Genomic DNA, 22,773 nt, shown 5'->3' with positions numbered 1-22,773 from the left:
CCTGACGTGTGTGAGGACGGCGGCGTGGCGGCGGCGCGTGCGGCCGCACCCCGGCCCGCGACGGGCGTGGCGGTCGACCCGATCCACCTGGAGCCCGTGGACGAGGTCGAGGTCACGACACTGGTCGACAACACCTTCGACGCACTCCTGGCCGGCGGGGAGAGCGTGACCCGACCGCCCCTGTCAGCGGGTCGGGTGACGGCACCGCAGTTCCAGGACGGCGAGACGATCGCGGGGCTGCGTGCCGAGCACGGTTTCTCGGCTCTGGTGACGGTCCGCCGGGGCCCGACGACCAGCACGCTGCTGTTCGACACGGGGATCTCGCCCGACGGCCTGACTGTCAACGCCGACCGGCTGGGCGTGGATCTCGCGGGGGTGCAGGGCGTCGTCCTGAGCCATGGTCACTTCGACCACGCCGGTGGGCTCGCCGGGCTGGCCGGACGCCTCCGCCGCCGGTTGCCCATGACGCTGCATCCGTGGGTGTGGACCCGCAGGCGGATCGCCCTGGCGGGCGGCGACGCGGAGGAGTTGCCCACCCTCAGCCGGCGGGCCCTCGAGGCCGAGGGCTTCGCGGTCGTGGAGCGGCGGGAGCCCTCGCTGCTGGTCGACGGGTGCCTGCTCGTCACCGGTGAGATCGACCGGACCACCGACTACGAGCGCGGCATGCCGCCGGGGCACCAGGCGTGGGACGGCGTGGCCTGGCAGCACGACCCCCTCGTGCTCGACGACCAGGCGATCGTCGTGCACGTGCGCGGTCGGGGCCTCCTGGTGCTCACCGGGTGCGGGCACGGCGGCGCGGTCAACACCGCCCGGCACGCGATGCGGCTGACCGGCGTCGGCCGGCTGCACGCGCTCATGGGCGGTCTGCACCTGAGCGGCCCGTGGTTCGAACCCGTCATCATGCCCACGGTGCGCGCCCTCACCGAGCTCCGCCCCGACCTGCTCGTGCCGGGGCACTGCTCCGGCTGGCGGGCGCAGCACGCGCTCGCCGCCGCGCTCCCGGACGCCCACGTGCCCAGCAGCGTCGGGACCCGTCACACGCTCAGTGCGGTGTGAGTGCCCGGGCGCCGCGCGGTGTGCCTCAGCGGTAGTTGTCGAACTGCAGCGCGACGTCGAGGTCCTTGCCGCGCAGCAACTGCTGGACCGCCTGCAGGTCGTCCCGCTTCTTGCCGCTGACCCGCAGCTGGTCGCCCTGGATCTGGGCCTGGACGCCCTTCGGACCCTCGTCGCGGATGATCTTCGCGATCTGCTTGGCCTTGTCCGACTCGATGCCCTGCTTGATGCGGGCGGAGATCTTGTACGACTTGCCCGAGGACTGCGGCTCGTCGGCGTCCAGGGACTTCAGCGAGATGCCGCGCTTGACGAGCTTCTCCTTGAAGACGTCGAGCGCTGCGGAGACCCGCTCCTCGGTGTCCGCGCTGAGGGTCACACCCTCCTCGCCGGCCCAGGCGATCGTGGCGTTCGTGCCACGGAAGTCGAACCGCTGGGCGAGCTCCTTGGCCGCCTGGTTGAGCGCGTTGTCGACCTCCTGGCGGTCGACCTTGCTCACCACGTCGAAGGACGAGTCGGCCATCTGTGCTCCTCTCGGTGCGTCACCCCGCCCCCGCGTCCCGGGGGACACCGCACGGACCGGGTGACGGCGTCTTGTACGCTCTCTCCCCGTACCACCACGGCGGGTTGCCCGAGTGGCCAATGGGAGCGGACTGTAAATCCGTCGGCTTAGCCTACGAAGGTTCGAATCCTTCACCCGCCACAGGTACGAGAAGGGCCCCCGACCTCCGCAGAGGTCAGGGGCCCTTCGCCGTTCCGGGGCTCACGGCACCGTCGGCGCCCGGGCGCTGGCGACGGCGGTGCGCTCCAGCGGCTGCCCGCCGAGGAACAGCCAGCCGAAGGCGATCTCCACGTACCGGGTGCAGGTGACGGTGACCTCGCGCCCGTCGGTCTCGGCGGCCCACTGGTCGAGCCGGCTGCCGCCGTCGGCGAGCTGGTCGGCGATCGCCGCGCCGGCGCCCGTGCGGGTCAGGGGCAGGGTCTCGCCCACGCCGACGGCGTAGAGGGCGGCCTCGTCGGTCGCGTTCGCGGCGGCGAGCGCCGCGCCGTCGCACACCGCCTGGACCTCCTGCTGCTCGAGGAACGCGTCGGAGGCAGCGATCGCCCCGAGGGCCATGAGGGCGGCGACGAGCCAGCAGACCAGGACCAGGGGCAGCGTCGAGCCGCGCTCGGCACCCGGGTCGTCGTGTCGCACGCGGGGAGCGTAGAGGCGCCGGTGCAGGTCGACGGCCTGTGGACGCCGTTGTGGACGGGTGTGGACCCAGTCGGCCGTGCGCCGGTGCGCGGCGTCCCCGCCTGTGGACCACGCTGGACACGCCGGGCCGGGACCCGTCCGCACCACGCGGATCACCCGTCCCGGTGATCACACGGATGGGCTACGAAGCGGTACATGGCGTGACTCTCTGTGACGGCATGACGGTTCGTCACACCGTCGTGATCTTCCGTGCTTGTCCCGATCGGGTGACGGGCAGCAATGTCTCGGGCGCGGTCCGTACCGAACGACGCTCTGCCCCCGCGCCTGGGTGACTGCCGCAACAACGAGCAGTTCTTCATGCCTGAGGAGGCGTCATGAACACGCAGCGCGGTGCACGGTGGGGTCGGGGAGCTCGGTGGGGTCGCGAGGCCCGCTGGGGTCGCGGGGCGCGCTGGGGCTGCTGACCCGCTGACCTGGTCCAGAGGTCGCGAGGTGGGGGGCCGGGTCCCCGGCCACCACCTCGCTCGGGTGAGGTCGCTCCCGTAGGGGCGTCGGCGCTGTTAGCGTCTGGCCCGCTCATCCCCCCACGAGGAACCGGGTCACAGTGGCCGAATCGCCCCTCCCTGCACCAACGCCTCCGCGGCGGCGCGTGCAGAACCCCTGGGGCCTGGCCGCCCCGGCCGCGGGGCTCGCCGTCGTGTGCCTGGTCGCCGTCGTGGCGCCGCACGCCTCCGGGGGCCCCGGCTGGTTGTTCCTCGTCGTGACGGCGGCCTTCCTCGTCACCGAGTCCTTCCCGCTGCAGATCGAGTTCCGCAGGCAGACCTTCGGCTGGTCGGTCAACGAACTCGCGCTGGTCATCGCCCTGGTCGCCGTCGACGGGCTCTGGGCGGCGGTGGCCCGCACCCTCGCCCTGAGCCTGGTCCTCGCCAAGCAGCGCTACAGCCTGGCCAAGTCCGTCTTCAACGTCGCCAACGCCGTCACCGAGACGGCGGTGGCGCTGGTCGTGCTCGACCTGATGCCGATGCACGACACGGCCGACCCGCTGTCGTGGCTGAGCCTGCTCGTGGCCGTGCTCGCCGCGGACGTCGCCGGCGCCGTGCTGGTCGCCGCCGCCATCGCGGCCACGGCGGGCCTCGCCGGCCACTCCCTGTGGGCCGACCTGTTCGTCCCCATCGTCGTGGTGGGCCCCCTCGCCGTCGCCACCGGCCTGGTCGCCCTGCTCCTGGTCGAGGTGAGCGCCTGGACCTGGGCCCTCATCGTCCCGGTCGTCCTCGCCGTGGTCGTGCTGTTCCGGCGGTTCGCCGACGTGGCACGGGAGCGCAAGAGCCTGGAGCGGGTCTACGAGTTCGCCCGCCGCGTGGAGCAGGTGAGCTCCGACGAGGACGGCACCCGGCGGATCGTCGAGGCGGTCAAGGAGCTCCTCAACGCCGACCGTGTGGCGCTGTGGCTGCCGCCCTACCTCGACGAGGAGCCCCGCCTGGTGGTCGCCGCCGAGGACGGGCGCGGCTGGTACGACGGCCCCGGCGACCCCGACGACCTGATCCGCAGGCGCGCCACCGACGGCTCGGTCGACGGCCCGGTCCTGGTGTCCGTGGTCCGCGCCACCGAGGACGAGGCGGCCGCACTGGCCCGCCGCGGTGCGCAGGACCTCATCGCCGCGCCGGTGGCCACCGCCGCGGGGGAGCCGGGCTACCTGGAGATCTGCGACCGGCAGAGCGACGTCGTCTCCTTCGACGACGGCGACCGCGCCGCGCTGGACTCCATGCTCACCCACGTCAACGCCGCGATCCGGCAGCAGCAGCTGCTCACCCAGATCCGGTACGACGCCGACCACGACCGGCTCACCGGACTGCCCAACCGGCAGCGCCTGGCGGTGGAGATCGACGCGACGCTCGCCGCCGACCCGGTCGCCGGGCGGGTGGGGCTGATCCTCGCCGCGCTCGACAACTACACCGAGGTCACCGACACCCTCGGGCACGCGGCCAGCGACGAGTTGCTGCTGGTGACCGCCGGCCTGCTGCGCGAGCACGCGCCGCCGCAGGCGCTCGTGGCCCGCATGGAGGGCGAGCAGTTCGCCGTCCTGCTGCCCGGCCTGTCCCTGGCCGCGACCGAGCGGGCCGCACGGCGGCTGCGGGAGGCCACCTCCACCCGGGCGCGCGTGGCCGGCCTGGACCTGGAGGTCACCCTCTCCATCGGCGTGGCCGCCGCCCCGGTCCACGGCACGGACGCCGGCACCCTCATGCAGCGCGCCGACGTCGCCCTGCTGGCCGGCTCCGGCTCCAGCGGCGTCGCCAGCTACCACCCGGTGCTCGACCAGCAGAGCCTGCGGCGGCTGCAGCTGGGCACCGAGCTGGAGTCGGCGATGGCCGAGGGCCAGATCAGCGTCGTCTTCCAGCCCATCATCGACGCCCGGACCTCGGACATCGTGTCCGTCGAGACGCTGGTCCGGTGGGCGCACCCGCGCTACGGCGCCATCGCGCCCGACGACTTCATCCACCTGGCCGAGCAGATCGGCCGCATCGGCCCGCTCACCGACCACGTCCTGGACCTGGCCCTCGAGCGCTGCCGCAAGTGGCTGGACCAGGACATCGCGCTGTCGGTCGCGGTGAACCTCTCCGCCCGCTGCCTGAGCGAGCCCGACCTCGTCGACCGCGTCCGGCGCTCGCTGCGGCGGCACGGCGTGCCGGGGGAGCTGCTCACCCTCGAGCTCACCGAGGGCAGCGTCGTCGACGACTCGGTCCGCAGCAGCACCGTCCTGGCCGACCTGCACGCGCTGGGGCTGCGGCTGTCGATGGACGACTTCGGCACCGGCTACTCGTCGCTGTCCCAACTGCGCCAGCTGCCGATCGACGAGGTCAAGATCGACAAGTCCTTCGTGCTGGGGATGTCCACCAGCCAGGGCGAGTCGTTCATCGCCCGCTCGATCATCGAGCTGGCGCACAACCTGGGCCTGCGCGTGGTCGCCGAGGGCGTCGAGGACGAGCTGACCCGCAACCTGCTGGCCGAGATGGGCTGCGACAAGCTGCAGGGCTTCCTGGTCAGCCGGCCGCTGGCCGACGACCGCCTGGAGAGCTGGCTGCTGGCCCGCACCGGCGTCCGGTCGGCGATCCCGGGCACGCCGCACCGGCGGCTGTTCGTCCGCACCTGACGCTCCGGTGGACCCCCTGCGACGAACCCCAGGAGGTGTCAGGTACAGTTCTCCACGGCTCCGGCCACCGCCCCTTTAGCTCAGTCGGCAGAGCGTCTCCATGGTAAGGAGAAGGTCTACGGTTCGATTCCGTAAAGGGGCTCCGACCAGCCGGTCCTGTCGCGAGACCGGGCCGCACGGTCTTCCCGGCGGTGTAGCTCAGCCAGGCAGAGCAAGCGGCTCATAATCGCTGTGTCACCGGTTCAAATCCGGTCACCGCTACTCTCGACGGACCCCGCACCCCGGGGTCCGTCGGCATGTTGCAGCACCGTGTGGGCACCCGCCCGCGCGCACCGGGCCCCGCGGGCCCGTCCCGACAAGGCGAGGAGCCTCCATGGCAGCCACCGACATCCGTCCGAAGATCACCCTGGCCTGCCAGGAGTGCAAGAACCGCAACTACATCACCCGCAAGAACCGGCGGAACGACCCGGACCGCCTGGAGATCAAGAAGTACTGCCCCACGGACCGCAAGCACACGGTCCACCGCGAGACCCGCTGACCCAGCGGGCCACGCAGCAGGAGGGCGGGAGCATGGCGCTTGATCCGACACTGGTCGGGCGCAGCTACCCGCCCTCTGCCGTCTACGAGGTCGGCCGCCAGAAGATCGCCGAGTTCGCCGCCGCGATCGGCGAGGACAGCCCGGTGCACCGCGATGCCGCCGCCGCCCGCGCCGCCGGGCACCCCGACGTCGTCGCGCCGCCCACCTTCGCCATCGTGCTGACGCTCTCCGCCGCCGGTGTGGTGGTCGAGGACCCGGACGTCGACCTCGACTACAGCCGCGTCGTGCACGGGGAGCAGCGCTTCACCCACCACCGCGCCATCCGCGCCGGCGACCGCCTGGTCGCCACCCCGACCATCGAGGCCGTACGCAGCGTCGCCGGCAACGACCTGCTCACCACGCGCGTCGACGTCACCACCGAGGACGGCGAGCCGGTGTGCTCGGCCACGTCGATGCTCGTCGCCCGGGGGACCGCATGACCGCCACCGTGCGGGCCGCCGACGTCGCCGTCGGCACCGAGCTGCCCGAGCAGACCTACCGCGTCACCCGCGCCGATCTCGTGCGCTATGCCGGGGCGTCGGGGGACTTCAACCCGATCCACTGGAACGAGCGGGTGGCCACCGAGGTCGGCCTGCCCGGGGTCATCGCGCACGGGATGCTCACCATGGCCCTCGCGGCCCGCGCGGTCACCGCCTGGGCCGGTGACCCCGCCGCGCTCGTCGAGTACCACGTGCGGTTCGGTCGCCCGGTCCTCGTCCCCGACGACGACACCGGGGCCGAGGTCGTCGTGCGGGGCAGGGTGGGCGCCCTCGGCGAGGACGGTCGCGCCCGCGTCGACCTCACCGTCACCAGCGGCGGCGAGAAGGTGCTCTCCCTGGCTCGCGCGACCGTGCGCCTGGCGTGACCACCCCGCGTCGCGCCGTCCTGGCCGCCGCGGCGCTGGTGCTCCTCCCCGCCTGCGGGACCTCCTTCGTCGACACCGTCGCCGCCGAGGACCGGGCGGCGGCCGAGGCCACGCAGGGAGCCGACCCGGGCGGCGCGCCCGAGGGCTCCTGCGCCCGACGCGCCGCTCCCGACCCCGGGCGCCCGCGGGTGACCCTCGACTTCCGCCTGGCCGACGACCTGCGCACCGTCACCGGCACCGAGACCGTCGTCTTCACCGCTGACCGGCCCACCCGCGAGCTGGTCTTCCGGCTGGTGCCCAACGACCCGGGCGCCGCCGCGGCCGGCAACGCCCTCGCGGTGGACGCCGTGCGGGGGGACGACGTGGCCGGCGGCGGCTACGAGGACGCGGAGGCCGGGGGGCCGGGCGGGCTGTACGTCGTCCGCCTCGACCGGGAGCTCGCCGCGGGGCGGGCCACCGAGGTCGCGCTGGACTTCACGCTCGAGCTCGGGCGGGGCGGCTTCGAGCGGGTCGGCACGGCCGAGGGCGTGTCGTGGTGGGCCAGCGGCGCGCCGCTGCTCGCGTGGGATCCCGGCGTCGGCTGGGTGCGGGACCCGTTCGTGTCCGTCATCGGCGAGACCGCCACCAGCCCGGTGGCCGACACCCGCGTCCGCGTCTCCGCGCCGGCGGAGCTCACGGTGCTCATGACCGGCGACCAGGAGGCGCCCTCCGCCGTCCGCGACGGCCGCCGCACCTGGACGTCCACCGAACCGGTCGCCCGTGACGTGAGCGTCGCGGTGGGGGAGTTCACCACCGCCTCGGTGACCACCCCGAGCGGCGTCGAGGTCACCGCCGGCGTCCTGCCCGACGCGTCCCTGCCCGCCGCCGAGCTCGCCGACTGGACCGTGACGGCCATCGGCGACCTCGAGGAACGGTTCGGCGCCTTCCCGTACCGCACACTGACCGTCCCGCTGCTGCCGGACTACGGCGGCGGCATCGAGTACCCCAGCTCGATCCTGCTCGCCGGGGCCAGCGAGTCGGTGCTCGTGCACGAGGTCGCGCACATGTGGTTCTACGGGATGGTCGGGGACTCCCAGTTCCGCGACCCCTGGCTGGACGAGGCCTTCGCCAGCTACGCCGAGTCGGTGGCCTTCCCACCCCGGGACGTGGAGCAGCAGCTGGCGGTGCCCGGCGACGTCGGCGCGGCGATGGACGAGTTCGAGGGCGCTGCCGACTACTTCCAGCGGGTCTACGGCAAGGGCGGCGCCGCCCTGCTCGCGGCCCGGGACGCCGCCGGCCCCGAGGCCTTCGACGCCGCGGTGCGCTGCTACGTCGACGCCAACGCCTGGACGATCGCCACCCCCGACGACGTCGCCCGGGCGCTGGCCGACCTGCCCGCGGCGCTCGACGTCCTCCTGGACGCAGGGGCGCTGCAGCCCGAGGACCTGCCCCGCTGAGGAGCCGGCCTCAGCCGGCCTGCCCCAGCAGCCGCTGCATCCGGCCGACGCCCTCGACGAGGTCGTCGTCGCCGAGGGCGTAGGACATCCGCAGGTAGCCGGGCGTGCCGAACGCCTCGCCCGGGACGACGGCGACCTCCGCCTCCTCGAGGATGATCTCGGCCAGCTCGACGCTGTTGTCCGCCGTCCGCCCGGCGATCTCGCGCCCCAGCAGCGCCTTCACCGACGGGTAGACGTAGAAGGCCCCCCGCGGCTCGGGGCAGGCGACACCCGGGATCTCGCGCAGCATCGAGACGATGGTCCGGCGGCGGCGGTCGAAGGCCTCCTTCATCGTCGCCACCGCGGAGAGGTCGCCGGACAACGCGGCGATGGCGGCGGCCTGGGACACGTTGGCCACGTTGGACGTGGCGTGCGACTGCAGGTTGGTGGCGGCCTTGACGACGTCGGCCGGACCGACGATCCAGCCGACCCGCCAGCCGGTCATCGCGTAGGTCTTGGCCACGCCGTTGACGACGACGCACCGGTCGGCCAGCTCGGGCACCAGCACCGGCATCGAGGGCGCCGTCGCGCCGTCGTAGGTCAGGTGCTCGTAGATCTCGTCGGTGAGGACCCAGATCCCGTTGTCCAGCGCCCAGCGGCCGATCTCCTCGACGACCTCCGGCGGGTACACCGCACCGGTCGGGTTGGACGGCGAGCAGAACAGCAGCACCTTCGTCCGCGGCGTCCGGGCGGCCTCCAGCTGGGCCACCGAGACCAGGTAACCGCTCTCCTCGTCGGCGACCACCGGCACCGGCACGCCGCCGGCCAGCGCGATGGCCTCCGGGTAGGTCGTCCAGTACGGGGCCGGCAGCAGCACCTCGTCACCCGGGTCGAGCATCGTGGCGAAGGCCTCGTACACCGCCTGCTTGCCGCCGTTGGTCACCAGCACGTTGGCCGCCGACACCTGCAGGCCGGAATCGCGCGCGGTCTTGGCGACGATGGCCTCCTTGAGCGCGGGCAGCCCGCCCGCGGGCGTGTACCGGTGCATCGCCGGCTGGGAGCAGGCGGCGACGGCGGCCTCGACGATGTAGTCCGGCGTCGGGAAGTCCGGCTCGCCCGCGCCGAAGCCGATCACGGGCTTGCCGGCGGCCTTCAGGGCCTTCGCCTTGGCGTCGACCGCGAGCGTCGCCGACTCGGCGATCGCCGCGATGCGGCGGGAGATGCGCCGCTCGGCGGGCGGCAGCTCGGTGGAGGGAGCAGCGGGCTCCGAGGGGGAGACGGCGGTGCGGTGGGCGGCCATGCGGTTCATCGTGTCAAAGGGCGGAGGTCCCGGTCGCCCCCGTTCCCGGCGACCCTGCGCCGGCGTCCCGCCGCAGCCGGACGTCGCCACCGTCGTGGACGACGCGGACTACTACCCCGGACCGGCCCCCGAGCGCGTCACCGAGGTCCCGGACGGCCGCTCACCCCACCCGGGCGGCACCGGGACGACGGCCGGGTGGAGCCCGTCGCGCAGGCGGGTGGAGGAGCCGCCGGACCGCGCAGGCCCCGCCGCCGAGCCGGACGTGCCGGTCGCCGGCGGCGGCGTGGGCGAGCACGGCCTCGACCCCGTCGGTCGGGGAGCCGGTCGCGTCGCCGAGAGGCTCGTCCACCGCCCGGCCCGGTGCCGCGACGTGGCCGTCGAGGGACGCGGGGAGGTCGTGCACGCGCAGCTCCCCCGTGCAGGTCCGACCGCCCGGCGGGGCCGGATCCGTCGCCCCGCGACGCCCCGGTGCGGAGCACGTTGGCTACCGGTCCCGACGGTCCCGTACACTGGCTGTCCTGGGGCAGTTGACCCCGCCACCGGCGTGCCCCGGATCCCCCTGCGGGGCTCGGCGCCCGGCCGCGGTGGGCAGGCGGTCCCAGGCCCGGCTCAGGGCACTAGGGGTGTAGCTCAATTGGCAGAGCAGCGGTCTCCAAAACCGCAGGCTGCAGGTTCAAGTCCTGTCACCCCTGCCCGTGCCGCCGGCCCCGCGCCGGCGACGAGCACGAGTACGACACCCACCCGACGGCCCGAGAGCAGCGGCCACCACCACGAGGCGAGCGAGGCCCAGTGAGCGACGAGAAGCCGGGACGCGAGGACGACCCTCGCGCCGCCTCCGACGCCGAGCTGACCGACGAGCAGCTCGACCGCGAGGCACCGGGCGTCGACGACGCCGCCGAGCTCGAGGCCGCCGAGGACGACCTCGCCGCCGAGGCCCAGGCCGACGAGGACAAGGTGGTGGCCACCCCGGCGCGCCGCCGCGGTGGTCGGATCACCGCCGGCGACGACGAGGACGAGGAGCCGAGCGCGCGCACCCGGCGTCCGGCCCGGGAGCGCACCGCCTCCCGGCCCGCCGAGGGCCCCGGGACGCGGTCCCGGGCAGCGGCCGAGCGGGCGCGTGCCGAGGAGATCCGGCAGAAGCGCAGCGTGGGCCGGTTCCTGCGCGAGGTCGTGGCCGAGCTGCGCAAGGTCATCTGGCCGGGTCGGCGTGAGCTGATCACCTACACGACCGTCGTCATCGTCTTCGTGGCCTTCATCGTGGCGCTGGTGGCCGGCCTGGACCTCCTCTTCGCCCAGGGCGTGCTCGCCGTCTTCGGCTGAGCCCACCCGCCCCACCCACACGACGCCGACGAGGAAGAGATCCCCGTGACCGACCCCCGCGAGCCCTTCGACACCGACAGTGCCGTCGAGGGCATCGACCTGGACGACGCCCGCTTCGACGTCCGCGGCAGCGCGGACCTCGAGACCGGCGTGGGGGAGCCCGGCGCCGCCGAGGGCTCCACCGACACCGCTGACCAGGACGCCCTGACCGGGGTGGCCGACGCGACCCCCGGGATCGAGGACGGCGACGCCGACAGCCTGGTCAGCGACCCCCTGACCGCACCGGCGGCGGACTCCGACCTCGCCGAGCCCGAGGAGGACGAGGACCCCGTCGAGGCGCTGCGCAAGGCCCTGCGGATCGCCCCCGGCGACTGGTACGTCGTGCACTCCTACGCCGGCTACGAGAACAAGGTGAAGACCAACCTCGAGTCCCGCATCCAGTCGCTGGACATGGAGGACTTCATCTACCAGATCGAGGTGCCGACCGAGGAGGTCACCGAGATCAAGAACGGCAAGCGGACCCAGGTCAACCGCAAGGTGTTCCCCGGGTACCTGCTGGTGCGCATGGAGCTCAACGACGAGTCCTGGGGCGCGGTGCGCAACACCCCCGGGGTGACCGGCTTCGTGGGCGCCACCTCCCGGCCCTCGCCGCTCACCCTCGACGAGGTCGTCAAGATCCTCGCCCCGACCACCACCCAGCCGGCCGCCAAGGCGACCGAGACGACGACCACGACCACCGCCGCGCCGGTGGCCGTCGTGGACTTCGAGGTCGGCGAGTCGGTGACGGTCATGGACGGGCCGTTCGCCACGCTCCCCGCCACGATCAACGAGATCAACGCCGAGCAGCAGAAGCTGCAGGTGCTCGTGTCGATCTTCGGCCGGGAGACGCCGGTCGAGCTCTCGTTCAACCAGGTCCAGAAGATCTGAACAAGGACCGAGTCGCCCTCCACCGCTCGTAAGCTCGCGGCGGGGCCCGGCGACGAGGCCGTTCCATCCCGTCACGAAGAAGGAAGTCATGCCCCCCAGGAAGCGGTTGACCGCGGTCATCAAGCTCCAGATCAACGCCGGTGCGGCCACCCCCGCCCCGCCCGTGGGTCCGGCGCTCGGCCAGCACGGCGTCAACATCATGGAGTTCTGCAAGGCCTACAACGCCGCCACGGAGTCGCAGCGCGGCAACGTGATCCCGGTCGAGATCTCGGTCTACGAGGACCGCTCGTTCACCTTCGTCACCAAGACCCCGCCCGCGGCGCGCATGCTGCTCAAGGCGGCCGGTGTGGAGAAGGGCTCCGGGGAGCCGCACAAGACCAAGGTCGCCACCGTGACGCGTGACCAGGTCCGCGAGATCGCCCAGACGAAGATGGCCGACCTCAACGCCAACTCCCTCGACGAGGCCGAGAAGATCATCGCCGGCACCGCCCGGTCGATGGGCATCACGGTCCAGTAACGCAACCGGCGTGCGGACGTACACCGCACGCCCGGCCTCGTCCCGAGGTCCGCCCCGAGCTCGCGTGGGGTGGGGGACGAGGTCTCCCACTGTGGGAGGGCCTGCGCCAGGCCCGCGCACCACACGACTCCCGGCCACGCGCCGGGGGAGAGGACACACCATGGCGAAGCACGGCAAGAAGTACCGCGAGGCGGCCGCCAAGGTCGACCGCGACACCCTGTACTCCCCGCTGCAGGCGGCCGCCCTGGCCAAGGAGACGTCGCCGACGGCCTACGACGCCACCGTCGAGGTCGCGATGCGCCTGGGCGTCGACCCGCGCAAGGCCGACCAGATGGTCCGCGGCACGGTCAACCTGCCGCACGGGACCGGCAAGACCGCCCGCGTCATCGTCTTCGCGACCGGTGACAAGGCCGCCGAGGCCGAGGCCGCCGGCGCCGACGTCGTCGGCTCCGACGACCTGATCGAGCGCATCCAGGGCGGTTTCCTGGACTTCGACGCGGCGATCGCGACCCCCGACCAGATGGCCAAGGTCGGCCGGATCGCCCGCATCCTCGGCCCGCGTGGCCTGATGCCGAACCCGAAGACCGGCACCGTGACCCCCGACGTCACCAAGGCCGTCAACGACATCAAGGGCGGGAAGATCAACTTCCGCGTCGACAAGCAGGCCAACCTGCACCTGGTCATCGGCAAGACCTCCTTCGACGAGACGAAGCTGGTGGAGAACTACGCCGCGGCGCTCGACGAGGTCCTGCGGGCCAAGCCGTCGGCCGCCAAGGGCCGGTACCTGAAGAAGGTCACCGTCTCCACGACCATGGGCCCGGGCATCCCGGTCGACCCCAACCGCACCCGCAACCTGACGGTGGACGAGCCCACCGCCTGAGGTCGCAGACACCACGAGGGCCCCGCAGCGCACGCGCTGCGGGGCCCTCGTGGTGTCTGCGTGCGGTGCGTGCGTCCGCGGGATCCGCACGGTGGTCCTCATCAGCGGACGGTCGCCGCCACCACCGTGCGGAGCCCACTGCCCACGGCGGCGGACGCACCGCGAGCCGTGTACTGTTGCAGCCGTTCCCCCCAAGACCGCTGGTCGTCGCACGTCCGCGTGCGATCGAAGGTCCCGGATCCCGGGCGACCCGCGCAGGAGGACGGTTCGATCGCCGGGCGCCCCGCGCCCGGCCCTCGCCCCGTGCGCCCTGCGCCGGGGCGTTCCTCGTCTCCGGGCCGGAGATCGCCCGCCGTCGTGCACCGGCCGGTGGTCGCCCGACAGACGAGAGGAGGCCCATGCCCACGCAGGCGAAGGCCGCGGTGATCGACGAGATCACCGAGCGGTTCCAGTCGTCCAGCGCGGCGGTGCTCACCGAGTACCGCGGGCTGACCGTGGCCCAGCTGACCCAGCTGCGCCGATCCCTCGGTGAGGGCAGCAGCTACGCCGTCGTCAAGAACACCCTGACGAAGCGGGCCGCGGAGGAGGTCGGGTTCTCCGACCTCGCGCCGCTGCTCAACGGCCCCACCGCGATCGCCTTCATCGAGGGCGACCCGGTGAACGCGGCCAAGGCCATCCGTGACTTCGCGCGCGCCAACCCGCTGCTCGTCGTCAAGGGCGGCGTGGTCGAGGGCCGCACGGTCGACGCCGCCGAGGTCACCGCCCTCGCCGACGTCGAGCCGCGCGAGGTCCTCCTGGCCAAGCTGGCCGGCGCGATGATGGGCAACCTCAGCAAGGCCGCGGGCCTGTTCCAGGCTCCGCTGTCCCAGGTCGCCCGCCTGGCCGCCGCGCTGCAGGAGAAGAAGCCCGCCGAGGACGCTCCCGCCGCGGACACCGCTGCTGCTGCTGACACCCCCGACACCGACGCTGCCGCCGCGGACGCCGCGGCCAGCACCGACTGACCCCAGAAGGAGAGATCATGGCCAAGCTGTCCACCGCGGAGCTGCTCGACGCGTTCAAGGAGATGACGCTGCTCGAGCTGTCCGACTTCGTGAAGCAGTTCGAGGAGACCTTCGAGGTCACCGCTGCTGCTCCCGTCGCCGTCGCGGCCGCCCCGGCCGCCGGTGGTGGCGACGGCGGCGCCCCCGCTGTCGAGGAGCAGGACGAGTTCGACGTCATCCTCGAGAGCGCCGGCGACAAGAAGATCCAGGTCATCAAGGAGGTGCGCGGCCTGACCTCGCTCGGCCTCAAGGAGGCCAAGGACCTGGTCGACGGCGCGCCGAAGCCGGTCCTGGAGAAGGTCGCCAAGGACGCTGCCGAGAAGGCCAAGGCCGCCCTCGAGGGCGCCGGCGCCACCGTCACCGTCAAGTGACCCCCTCCCCGGCCTGAGCCGGGGGAGCACCACCTCGCACGACCCGCAGGGGCCGTCCTCCACCGGAGGGCGGCCCCTGCGGCGTTCCGGCGGCGCCTCCGGCCCCGGGCCGGCGGCCGCGACCCCGCCGGGCGATCCCCCGCCACGGTCCCCGGCGTGGCGGTCCCCCCGGCGTCGCCGGCCTGGCATCATGGCCGTGTCGTCGAGGCGAGGACCGTTCCCGCCGGACGGCTGTTCCTTCCCGGGTGTGTGCCTGGTCGCTACCGGCCTCCCGACGTGGACAGCCTGCCGGCGTAGGGGTAGGGTTCCCTGTTGCGCTGCCCCCTGACTGCTTGCCCGCCGAGACGGGTCACCTGGGGTGCCCGGGGGAACCTCTCCGGACGCCCGTCGACCCTCTGCTCCGGCCGTTCAGCAGCCCAGGCGGACAGCCCCGCCATTACCGACGACGACCCAGGACGAACCAGCACCCGCCCGCACGTCGTGAGGTCCTTGGAAGGACGCATCTTGGCAGGCTCTCGCCCCACCAGCATCTCCGCCAGCACCACCGAGTCAGGTTCCATCCAGCACACCCCGCAGAACCCGCAGACCGGCCCCCGCACCGGCGAGGCCGACCAGCAGAAGATCCCCGGCGCGCCCCTGCGCGTCTCCTTCGCCAAGATCTCCGAGCCGCTCGCGGTGCCGGACCTGCTGGCCCTGCAGACCGCGTCCTTCGACTGGCTGGTCGGCAGCCCCGAGTGGCGCGCCACCCTGCCGCCCGAGGAGCAGGCCGACGCCGTCGGCGGCCTCGCCGAGATCCTCGAGGAGATCTCGCCGATCGAGGACTTCAGCGGCTCGATGTCCCTGTCCTTCTCCAACCCGCGCTTCGAGGACGTCAAGGCGTCCCTCGAGGAGTGCAAGGACAAGGACATGACCTACGCGGCGCCGCTGTTCGTCACCGCCGAGTTCATGAACAACACCACTGGCGAGATCAAGAGCCAGACGGTCTTCATGGGCGACTTCCCGATCATGACGAACAAGGGCACGTTCGTCATCAACGGCACCGAGCGCGTCGTCGTCTCGCAGCTGGTCCGCAGCCCGGGCGTCTACTTCGACAAGACCCTGGACAAGACGTCGGACAAAGACGTCTTCAGCGCCAAGGTGATCCCCAGCCGCGGGGCGTGGCTGGAGTTCGACGTCGACAAGCGCGACACCGTCGGCGTCCGCATCGACCGCAAGCGCCGCCAGCCGGTCACCGTCCTGCTCAAGGCCCTCGGCTGGACCGAGGACCGCATCCGCGAGCACTTCCAGTGGTCGCCCACCGTCCTCGCCACCCTGGAGAAGGACCACATCGCCGGGCAGGACGAGGCGCTGCTCGACATCTACCGCAAGCTGCGGCCGGGCGAGCCGCCGACGCGTGAGTCGGCGCAGGCGCTGCTGGAGAACCTGTTCTTCAACCCGAAGCGCTACGACCTGGCCAAGGTCGGCCGGTACAAGGTCAACAAGAAGCTCCGCGTCGAGGTCCCGCAGAGCACGCTGACGCTCACCGAGGACGACATCGTCGCCACCATCGAGTACGTCGTGCGACTGCACGCCGGCGAGCCCGACCACGGCGTCGACGACATCGACCACTTCGGCAACCGTCGCCTGCGCACCGTCGGCGAGCTGATCCAGAACCAGATCCGGGTCGGCCTCTCCCGCATGGAGCGCGTCGTCCGCGAGCGGATGACGACCCAGGACGTCGAGGCGATCACGCCGCAGACGCTGATCAACATCCGGCCGGTCGTCGCCTCCATCAAGGAGTTCTTCGGCACCAGCCAGCTGTCCCAGTTCATGGACCAGACCAACCCGCTCGCGGGCCTGACCCACAAGCGCCGCCTGTCGGCGCTCGGTCCGGGCGGTCTGTCGCGTGAGCGGGCCGGCATGGAGGTCCGCGACGTGCACCCGAGCCACTACGGCCGGATGTGCCCGATCGAGACGCCGGAGGGCCCGAACATCGGCCTGATCGGCTCGCTGTCCTCGTTCGGCCGGGTCAACGCCTTCGGCTTCATCGAGACGCCGTACCGCAAGGTCGTGGGCGGTGTGGTGACCGACCAGATCGACTACCTCACCGCCGACGAGGAGGACCGCTTCGTCGTCGCCCAGGCCAACTCGCCGCTGGACGCCAGCGGCCGGTTCGCCGAGGAGCGGGTCCTGGTCCGCACCAAGGGTGGCGAGACCACCGACCTCGCCCCCGAGAACGTCGACTACATGGACGTCTCGCCGCGGCAGATGACCTCGGTCGCGACGGCGATGATCCCGTTCCTCGAGCACGACGACGCCAACCGCGCGCTCATGGGCGCGAACATGCAGCGTCAGGCCGTCCCGCTGCTGCGCAGCGAGGCGCCGCTGGTCGGCACGGGCATGGAGCTGCGTGCCGCCGTCGACGCCGGCGACGTCGTGGTGGCCGAGAAGGCCGGTGTCGTCGAGGACTCCACGGCCGACTACGTCACCGTCATGGCCGACGACGGCACCCGGCAGACCTACCGGCTGCTGAAGTTCCGCCGCTCGAACCAGGGCACCTCCATCAACCAGACCCCTGTCGTCGACGAGGGGCAGCGGGTGGAGGTCGGCCAGGTCATCGCCGACGGGCCGTGCACCGACCAGGGTGAGATGGCGCTGGGCAAGAACCTGCTCGTCGCCTTCATGCCGTGGGAGGGCCACAACTACGAGGACGCGATCATCCTGTCGCAGCGCCTCGTGCAGGACGACGTCCTGTCCTCGATCCACATCGAGGAGTTCGAGGTCGACGCCCGGGACACCAAGCTCGGTGCCGAGGAGATCACCCGGGACATCCCGAACGTCTCCGAGGAGGTCCTCGCCGACCTCGACGAGCGCGGCATCATCCGCATCGGTGCCGAGGTCGTCCCCGGCGACATCCTCGTCGGCAAGGTCACGCCCAAGGGCGAGACCGAGCTGACCCCCGAGGAGCGGCTGCTGCGGGCGATCTTCGGTGAGAAGGCCCGTGAGGTCCGCGACACCAGCCTCAAGGTCAAGCACGGTGAGTCCGGCAAGGTCATCGGCGTCCGCGTGTTCTCGCGCGAGGACGGCGACGAGCTGCCCGCCGGCGTCAACGAGCTGATCCGGGTCTACGTCGCCCAGATGCGCAAGATCTCCGACGGTGACAAGCTCGCCGGCCGCCACGGCAACAAGGGCGTCATCGCCAAGATCCTCCCGCAGGAGGACATGCCGTTCCTCGAGGACGGCACCCCGGTGGACATCGTCCTCAACCCGCTCGGCGTCCCCGGCCGGATGAACGTCGGCCAGGTCCTGGAGACCCACCTCGGGTGGGTCGCCAAGTCCGGCTGGCAGGTCGAGGGCACCCCGGAGTGGGCGGCCAACCTGCCGCAGGCGGCCCGTTCGGCCCAGCCGGGCACCCGGACGGCGACGCCGGTGTTCGACGGTGCGCGCGAGGAGGAGATCGTCGGGCTGCTGAGCTCGACCGTCCCCAACCGCGACGGCCAGCGGATGGTGGCCCCGACCGGCAAGGCGCGGCTGTTCGACGGCCGCTCCGGCGAGCCGTTCCCGGAGCCCATCTCGGTGGGCTACGTCTACATCCTGAAGCTGCTGCACCTGGTCGACGACAAGATCCACGCCCGGTCGACCGGCCCCTACTCGATGATCACGCAGCAGCCGCTGGGTGGTAAGGCGCAGTTCGGTGGTCAGCGCTTCGGTGAGATGGAGTGCTGGGCGATGCAGGCCTACGGCGCGGCCTACGCGCTGCAGGAGCTGCTCACCATCAAGTCCGACGACATCCTGGGCCGCGTCAAGGTCTACGAGGCGATCGTCAAGGGCGAGAACATCCCCGAGCCGGGCATCCCCGAGTCGTTCAAGGTGTTGCTCAAGGAGCTGCAGTCGCTCTGCCTCAACGTCGAGGTGCTGTCCGGCGACGGGCAGGCGATCGAGCTGCGCGACACCGACGACGAGGTGTTCCGGGCCGCGGAGGAGCTGGGCATCGACCTCTCCCGCCGCGAGCCCTCTTCCGTCGAGGACGTCTGATCGCGCCGCCGGCCGGCCCCGCGCAGCGGGGCCGGCCGGCCACACACCTCTGACATAGAAGCGAAGAACTAGCCCCGGAAAGGGGTCCACTCAGTGCTCGACGTCAACTTCTTCGATGAGTTGCGCATCGGTCTGGCCTCCGGCGACGACATCCGCCAGTGGTCGCACGGTGAGGTGAAGAAGCCCGAGACCATCAACTACCGGACGCTGCGTCCGGAGAAGGACGGTCTCTTCTGCGAGAAGATCTTCGGTCCCACCCGGGACTGGGAGTGCTACTGCGGTAAGTACAAGCGGGTCCGGTTCAAGGGCATCATCTGCGAGCGCTGTGGCGTCGAGGTGACCCGGGCCAAGGTCCGCCGCGAGCGGATGGGCCACATCGAGCTGGCCGCTCCGGTCACCCACATCTGGTTCTTCAAGGGCGTCCCCTCGCGCCTGGGCTACCTGCTCGACCTGGCGCCCAAGGACCTCGAGAAGATCATCTACTTCGCCGCCTACCTGATCACCTCGGTCGACGACGAGGCGCGCCACCGCGACCTGCCGACCATCGAGGCCGAGATCAGCGCGGAGAAGCACAACCTCGAGGGCCGCCGCGACGCCGACGTCGAGGCCCGCCAGCAGAAGCTGGAGGCCGATCTCGCCGAGCTCGAGGCCGAGGGCGCCAAGTCCGACGTCCGGCGCAAGGTCCGCGAGGGCGGCGAGCGCGAGATGCGCCAGCTGCGCGACCGCGCCCAGCGGGAGATCGACCGCCTCGAGGAGGTGCTCGACACCTTCCGCAAGCTCGAGGTCAAGCAGCTCATCGCCGACGAGGGCCTCTACCGCGAGCTGCGTGACCGCTTCGGTGAGTACTTCGAGGGCGGCATGGGTGCCGCGGCGCTGCAGAAGCTGCTCGCCGACTTCGACCTCGACGCCGAGGCCGCCTCGCTGCGCGAGACCATCCGCAGCGGCAAGGGCCAGCGCAAGCTGCGGGCCCTCAAGCGCCTGAAGGTCGTCGCGGCGTTCCAGCAGACCCGCAACTCGCCCATGGGCATGGTGCTGGACTGCGTCCCGGTCATCCCGCCGGACCTGCGCCCGATGGTGCAGCTCGACGGTGGCCGCTTCGCCACCAGCGACATGAACGACCTGTACCGCCGGGTGATCAACCGGAACAACCGGCTCAAGCGACTGCTCGACCTCGGCGCGCCCGAGATCATCGTCAACAACGAGAAGCGGATGCTCCAGGAATCCGTGGACGCGCTGTTCGACAACGGCCGTCGCGGCCGGCCGGTCACCGGCCCGGGCAACCGTCCGCTGAAGTCGCTGAGCGACCTGCTCAAGGGCAAGCAGGGGCGGTTCCGCCAGAACCTGCTGGGCAAGCGGGTCGACTACTCCGGCCGTTCGGTCATCGTCGTCGGCCCGCAGCTGAAGCTGCACCAGTGCGGCCTGCCCAAGCAGATGGCGCTGGAGCTGTTCAAGCCCTTCGTCATGAAGCGGCTGGTCGACCTCAACCACGCGCAGAACATCAAGTCCGCCAAGCGCATGGTCGAGCGCGCCCGCCCCGTCGTGTGGGACGTGCTCGAGGAGGTCATCACCGAGCACCCGGTGCTGCTCAACCGCGCACCGACGCTGCACCGCCTGGGCATCCAGGCCTTCGAGCCGCAGCTGGTCGAGGGCAAGGCCATCCAGATCCACCCGCTGGTCTGCACCGCGTTCAACGCGGACTTCGACGGTGACCAGATGGCGGTGCACCTGCCGCTGTCGGCCGAGGCGCAGGCCGAGGCCCGCATCCTGATGCTGTCGAGCAACAACATCCTGAGCCCGGCCGACGGTCGCCCGATCACCGCGCCGACCCAGGACATGGTGCTCGGCCTGTACCACCTGACGACCCTCACCGGGTCCGCGCAGCTGGCCGAGGGCGAGCTGCCCAAGTCGTACTCCACGACCGCCGAGGCGGTCATGGCCTACGACAAGGGCGCCCTGGGCCTGCAGGAGCGGGTGCTCATCCGCCTGGACGAGGTCTTCGGCGTCGACAACGGCCCGAACGACCCGTGGGTCGCCCCGGAGGGCTGGGAGCCCGGTCAGCCGGCGCTCGTGTCCACCAGCCTGGGCCGCGTGCTGTTCAACGAGGCCCTGCCCGAGGACTACCGCTTCGTCAACTACCAGGTGCCGAAGAAGGAGCTCGGGGCGATCGTCAACGACCTCGCCGAGCGCTACCCCAAGGTGCAGGTCGCGGCGACGCTGGACGCCCTCAAGTCGGCCGGGTTCCACTGGGCCACCCGTGCGGGGATCACGATCGCCATCGACGACGTGGTCACCCCGCCGGCCAAGCAGGAGATCCTCGACCGGCACGAGGCCGAGGCCCGGCAGATCGAGCGCCAGTACGAGCGCGGTGTCATCACCGACGCCGAGCGTCGTGGCGAGCTGATCGAGATCTGGACCCGCGCGCGGGCCGAGGTCTCCCAGGCGATGGTGGACAACTTCCCGACCACCAACCCGGTCTGGGTCATGGTCAACTCGGGTGCCCGGGGCAACATGATGCAGATCAGCCAGATCGCCGGTATGCGTGGTCTGGTCGCCAACCCGAAGGGCGAGATCATCCCGCGGCCGATCAAGGCCAACTTCCGGGAGGGTCTGTCCGTGCTGGAGTACTTCATCTCCACGCACGGTGCCCGCAAGGGTCTGGCCGACACCGCGCTGCGGACCGCCGACTCCGGTTACCTCACCCGCCGGCTGGTCGACGTCTCCCAGGACGTCATCATCCGCGAGGAGGACTGCGGCACCGAGCGCGGCGTGATCATGCCGATCGGCACCGTGGTGGACGGCAAGCTCACCCGGGACGCGCACGTCGAGACCAGCGTGTACGCCCGTGCGCTGGCCGCCGACGTGGTCGCCGAGGACGGGACCGTCATCGCCGAGGCCAACTCCGACCTCGGTGACGTGCTCCTCCAGACGCTGATCGACGCCGGTGTGGCCGAGGTCAAGGTCCGCTGCGTCCTGACCTGCGAGTCCCTGCTCGGCACCTGCGCCACCTGCTACGGCCGGTCGCTCGCGACCGGCAAGCTGGTGGACGTCGGCGAGGCGGTCGGCATCATCGCCGCCCAGTCGATCGGTGAGCCGGGCACCCAGCTGACGATGCGCACCTTCCACACCGGTGGTGTCGCGGGTGAAGACATCACCCACGGCCTGCCGCGCGTGGTCGAGCTCTTCGAGGCCCGCGTCCCGAAGGGCAAGGCGCCGATCGCCGAGCTGGCCGGCACCGTCCGGATCGAGGACGGCGAGCAGTTCCGCAAGCTCACGATCACCCCGGACGACGGCTCCGACGAGGTCGTCTACGACAAGCTGTCGCGCCGGTCGCGGCTGCGGGTCGAGGACGGCGGCCACGTCGAGGTGGGCGAGCAGCTCACCGAGGGTGCGGTCGACCCGCACGAGGTGCTGCGGATCATGGGCCCCCGCGAGGTGCAGCTGCACCTGGTCCGCGAGGTCCAGGAGGTCTACCGCAGCCAGGGTGTGTCGATCCACGACAAGCACATCGAGGTGATCATCCGCCAGATGCTGAAGCGGGTGACCATCATCGACTCGGGCGCGACGGAGTTCCTGCCCGGTGCGCTGGTGGAGCGGACGCTGTTCGAGACCGAGAACCGCCGGGTCGTCGCCGAGGGTGGCGAGCCGGCCTCGGCCCGCCCGGTGCTCATGGGCATCACCAAGGCGTCGCTGGCGACCGAGTCGTGGCTGTCGGCCGCCTCCTTCCAGGAGACGACCAAGGTGCTCACCGACGCCGCGATCCAGGGCAAGAGCGACAGCTTGCTCGGTCTCAAGGAGAACGTGATCATCGGGAAGCTGATCCCGGCCGGTACCGGCATCAGCCGCTACCGGAACATCACGGTCGAGCCGACCGAGGAGGCCCGCGCCGCGGTCTACACCATGGCCGGCTACGACGACGGGCAGTACTACAGCCCGGACGTCTTCGGTCAGGGCACCGGCGAGGCCGTCCGCCTCGAGGAGTACGACTGGCGGGGCTAGTCCCCGGTAGGCAGTGACGAGAGGGCCCCGCAGGCGATCGCCTGCGGGGCCCTCCCGTCTGCCGCACCGAGCCGTCAGCCGTCGGCGGCGATGTCCCGCTGCAGCGCTCCCGCTCCCGATGGCGCCCGCGGGGGACGAGCCGTTGCGGGCCGGGTCGG

At 71.9% G+C, this 22,773-nt stretch carries 17 protein-coding genes and 4 tRNA genes; 18 read left to right on the top strand and 3 right to left on the bottom strand.

The annotated features are described in order from the left end of the window. Positions 1–6: 6 nt before the first annotated feature. Positions 7–1,056: an MBL fold metallo-hydrolase gene (locus ACI78V_RS00890; RefSeq protein ID WP_456847974.1), complete on the top strand. Its 1,050-nt coding sequence runs from the start codon at positions 7–9 to the stop codon at positions 1,054–1,056. Positions 1,057–1,081: 25 nt separating this feature from the next. On the opposite strand, the gene ACI78V_RS00885 is transcribed toward ACI78V_RS00890, so the two are convergent. Further along, positions 1,082–1,573, bottom strand: coding sequence for a YajQ family cyclic di-GMP-binding protein (locus ACI78V_RS00885; protein WP_456847972.1), 492 nt, complete (start codon positions 1,571–1,573; stop codon positions 1,082–1,084). A 98-nt stretch (positions 1,574–1,671) separates the two neighbouring features. On the opposite strand from ACI78V_RS00885, the gene ACI78V_RS00880 reads away from it, so the two are divergent. Then, positions 1,672–1,753 (top strand) — tRNA-Tyr (locus ACI78V_RS00880). A 60-nt stretch (positions 1,754–1,813) separates the two neighbouring features. Here the strand turns inward: ACI78V_RS00880 and ACI78V_RS00875 are convergent. After that, positions 1,814–2,245: a pilus assembly protein TadG-related protein gene (locus ACI78V_RS00875; RefSeq protein WP_456847970.1), complete on the bottom strand. Its 432-nt coding sequence runs from the start codon at positions 2,243–2,245 to the stop codon at positions 1,814–1,816. 649 nt (positions 2,246–2,894) lie between these two features. Here ACI78V_RS00875 and ACI78V_RS00870 point away from each other — a divergent pair. From ACI78V_RS00870 to ACI78V_RS00840, 7 genes are all read left to right on the top strand, one after another. After that, a complete protein-coding gene (locus ACI78V_RS00870; protein ID WP_456847968.1) occupies positions 2,895–5,393 on the top strand; it encodes a putative bifunctional diguanylate cyclase/phosphodiesterase in 2,499 nt (832 codons plus the stop codon). Positions 5,394–5,462: 69 nt separating this feature from the next. Then, positions 5,463–5,535, top strand: a tRNA-Thr gene (locus ACI78V_RS00865). Positions 5,536–5,580: 45 nt separating this feature from the next. After that, positions 5,581–5,654 (top strand) — tRNA-Met (locus tag ACI78V_RS00860). A 112-nt stretch (positions 5,655–5,766) separates the two neighbouring features. Next, positions 5,767–5,931 carry a 50S ribosomal protein L33 gene (rpmG, locus tag ACI78V_RS00855; RefSeq protein WP_456847966.1) on the top strand — a complete coding sequence of 55 codons (165 nt, stop codon included), beginning with the start codon at positions 5,767–5,769 and terminating at the stop codon, positions 5,929–5,931. A 32-nt stretch (positions 5,932–5,963) separates the two neighbouring features. After that, complete coding sequence (locus ACI78V_RS00850) at positions 5,964–6,410, top strand: FAS1-like dehydratase domain-containing protein (RefSeq protein WP_456847964.1); 447 nt, start codon at positions 5,964–5,966, stop codon at positions 6,408–6,410. After that, positions 6,407–6,835 (top strand): MaoC family dehydratase, encoded by a 429-nt coding sequence (locus ACI78V_RS00845; protein WP_456847962.1) that lies wholly within the window; start codon positions 6,407–6,409, stop codon positions 6,833–6,835. Before ACI78V_RS00850 ends, ACI78V_RS00845 begins: the two co-directional genes overlap by 4 nt. Further along, positions 6,832–8,271, top strand: a complete 1,440-nt coding sequence (locus ACI78V_RS00840; protein ID WP_456847960.1) for a M1 family aminopeptidase — start codon at positions 6,832–6,834, stop codon at positions 8,269–8,271. Before ACI78V_RS00845 ends, ACI78V_RS00840 begins: the two co-directional genes overlap by 4 nt. Positions 8,272–8,281: 10 nt before the next feature. On the opposite strand, the gene ACI78V_RS00835 is transcribed toward ACI78V_RS00840, so the two are convergent. Then, entirely contained in the window at positions 8,282–9,550 is a 1,269-nt protein-coding gene (locus tag ACI78V_RS00835) for a pyridoxal phosphate-dependent aminotransferase (RefSeq protein WP_456847958.1), read from the bottom strand. A 619-nt stretch (positions 9,551–10,169) separates the two neighbouring features. On the opposite strand from ACI78V_RS00835, the gene ACI78V_RS00830 reads away from it, so the two are divergent. From ACI78V_RS00830 to ACI78V_RS00790, 9 genes are all read left to right on the top strand, one after another. Further along, a tRNA-Trp gene (locus ACI78V_RS00830) sits at positions 10,170–10,242 on the top strand. Positions 10,243–10,339: 97 nt separating this feature from the next. After that, entirely contained in the window at positions 10,340–10,870 is a 531-nt protein-coding gene (secE, locus tag ACI78V_RS00825) for a preprotein translocase subunit SecE (RefSeq protein ID WP_456847956.1), read from the top strand. Positions 10,871–10,915: 45 nt separating this feature from the next. Further along, positions 10,916–11,797 carry a transcription termination/antitermination protein NusG gene (gene nusG / locus ACI78V_RS00820; RefSeq protein ID WP_456847954.1) on the top strand — a complete coding sequence of 294 codons (882 nt, stop codon included), beginning with the start codon at positions 10,916–10,918 and terminating at the stop codon, positions 11,795–11,797. An 88-nt stretch (positions 11,798–11,885) separates the two neighbouring features. After that, positions 11,886–12,314, top strand: coding sequence for a 50S ribosomal protein L11 (rplK, locus tag ACI78V_RS00815; RefSeq protein ID WP_012950499.1), 429 nt, complete (start codon positions 11,886–11,888; stop codon positions 12,312–12,314). Between the two features lie 160 nt (positions 12,315–12,474). After that, positions 12,475–13,194 (top strand): 50S ribosomal protein L1, encoded by a 720-nt coding sequence (gene rplA / locus ACI78V_RS00810; protein ID WP_456847952.1) that lies wholly within the window; start codon positions 12,475–12,477, stop codon positions 13,192–13,194. 398 nt (positions 13,195–13,592) lie between these two features. Continuing rightward, positions 13,593–14,195, top strand: coding sequence for a 50S ribosomal protein L10 (rplJ, locus tag ACI78V_RS00805; protein ID WP_456847950.1), 603 nt, complete (start codon positions 13,593–13,595; stop codon positions 14,193–14,195). A 17-nt stretch (positions 14,196–14,212) separates the two neighbouring features. Beyond that, a complete protein-coding gene (gene rplL, locus ACI78V_RS00800; RefSeq protein ID WP_456847948.1) occupies positions 14,213–14,605 on the top strand; it encodes a 50S ribosomal protein L7/L12 in 393 nt (130 codons plus the stop codon). A gap of 504 nt (positions 14,606–15,109) precedes the next feature. Beyond that, a complete protein-coding gene (rpoB, locus tag ACI78V_RS00795) occupies positions 15,110–18,619 on the top strand; it encodes a DNA-directed RNA polymerase subunit beta (protein WP_456847946.1) in 3,510 nt (1,169 codons plus the stop codon). Between the two features lie 93 nt (positions 18,620–18,712). Next, positions 18,713–22,615 carry a DNA-directed RNA polymerase subunit beta' gene (locus ACI78V_RS00790; RefSeq protein WP_456847944.1) on the top strand — a complete coding sequence of 1,301 codons (3,903 nt, stop codon included), beginning with the start codon at positions 18,713–18,715 and terminating at the stop codon, positions 22,613–22,615. Positions 22,616–22,773: the final 158 nt, after the last annotated feature.

The organism is Geodermatophilus sp. SYSU D00742 (assembly GCF_054049935.1).
The sequence above is the reverse complement of the archived record's forward strand: the minus strand, read 5'-3'. Positions and strand labels throughout refer to the sequence as shown.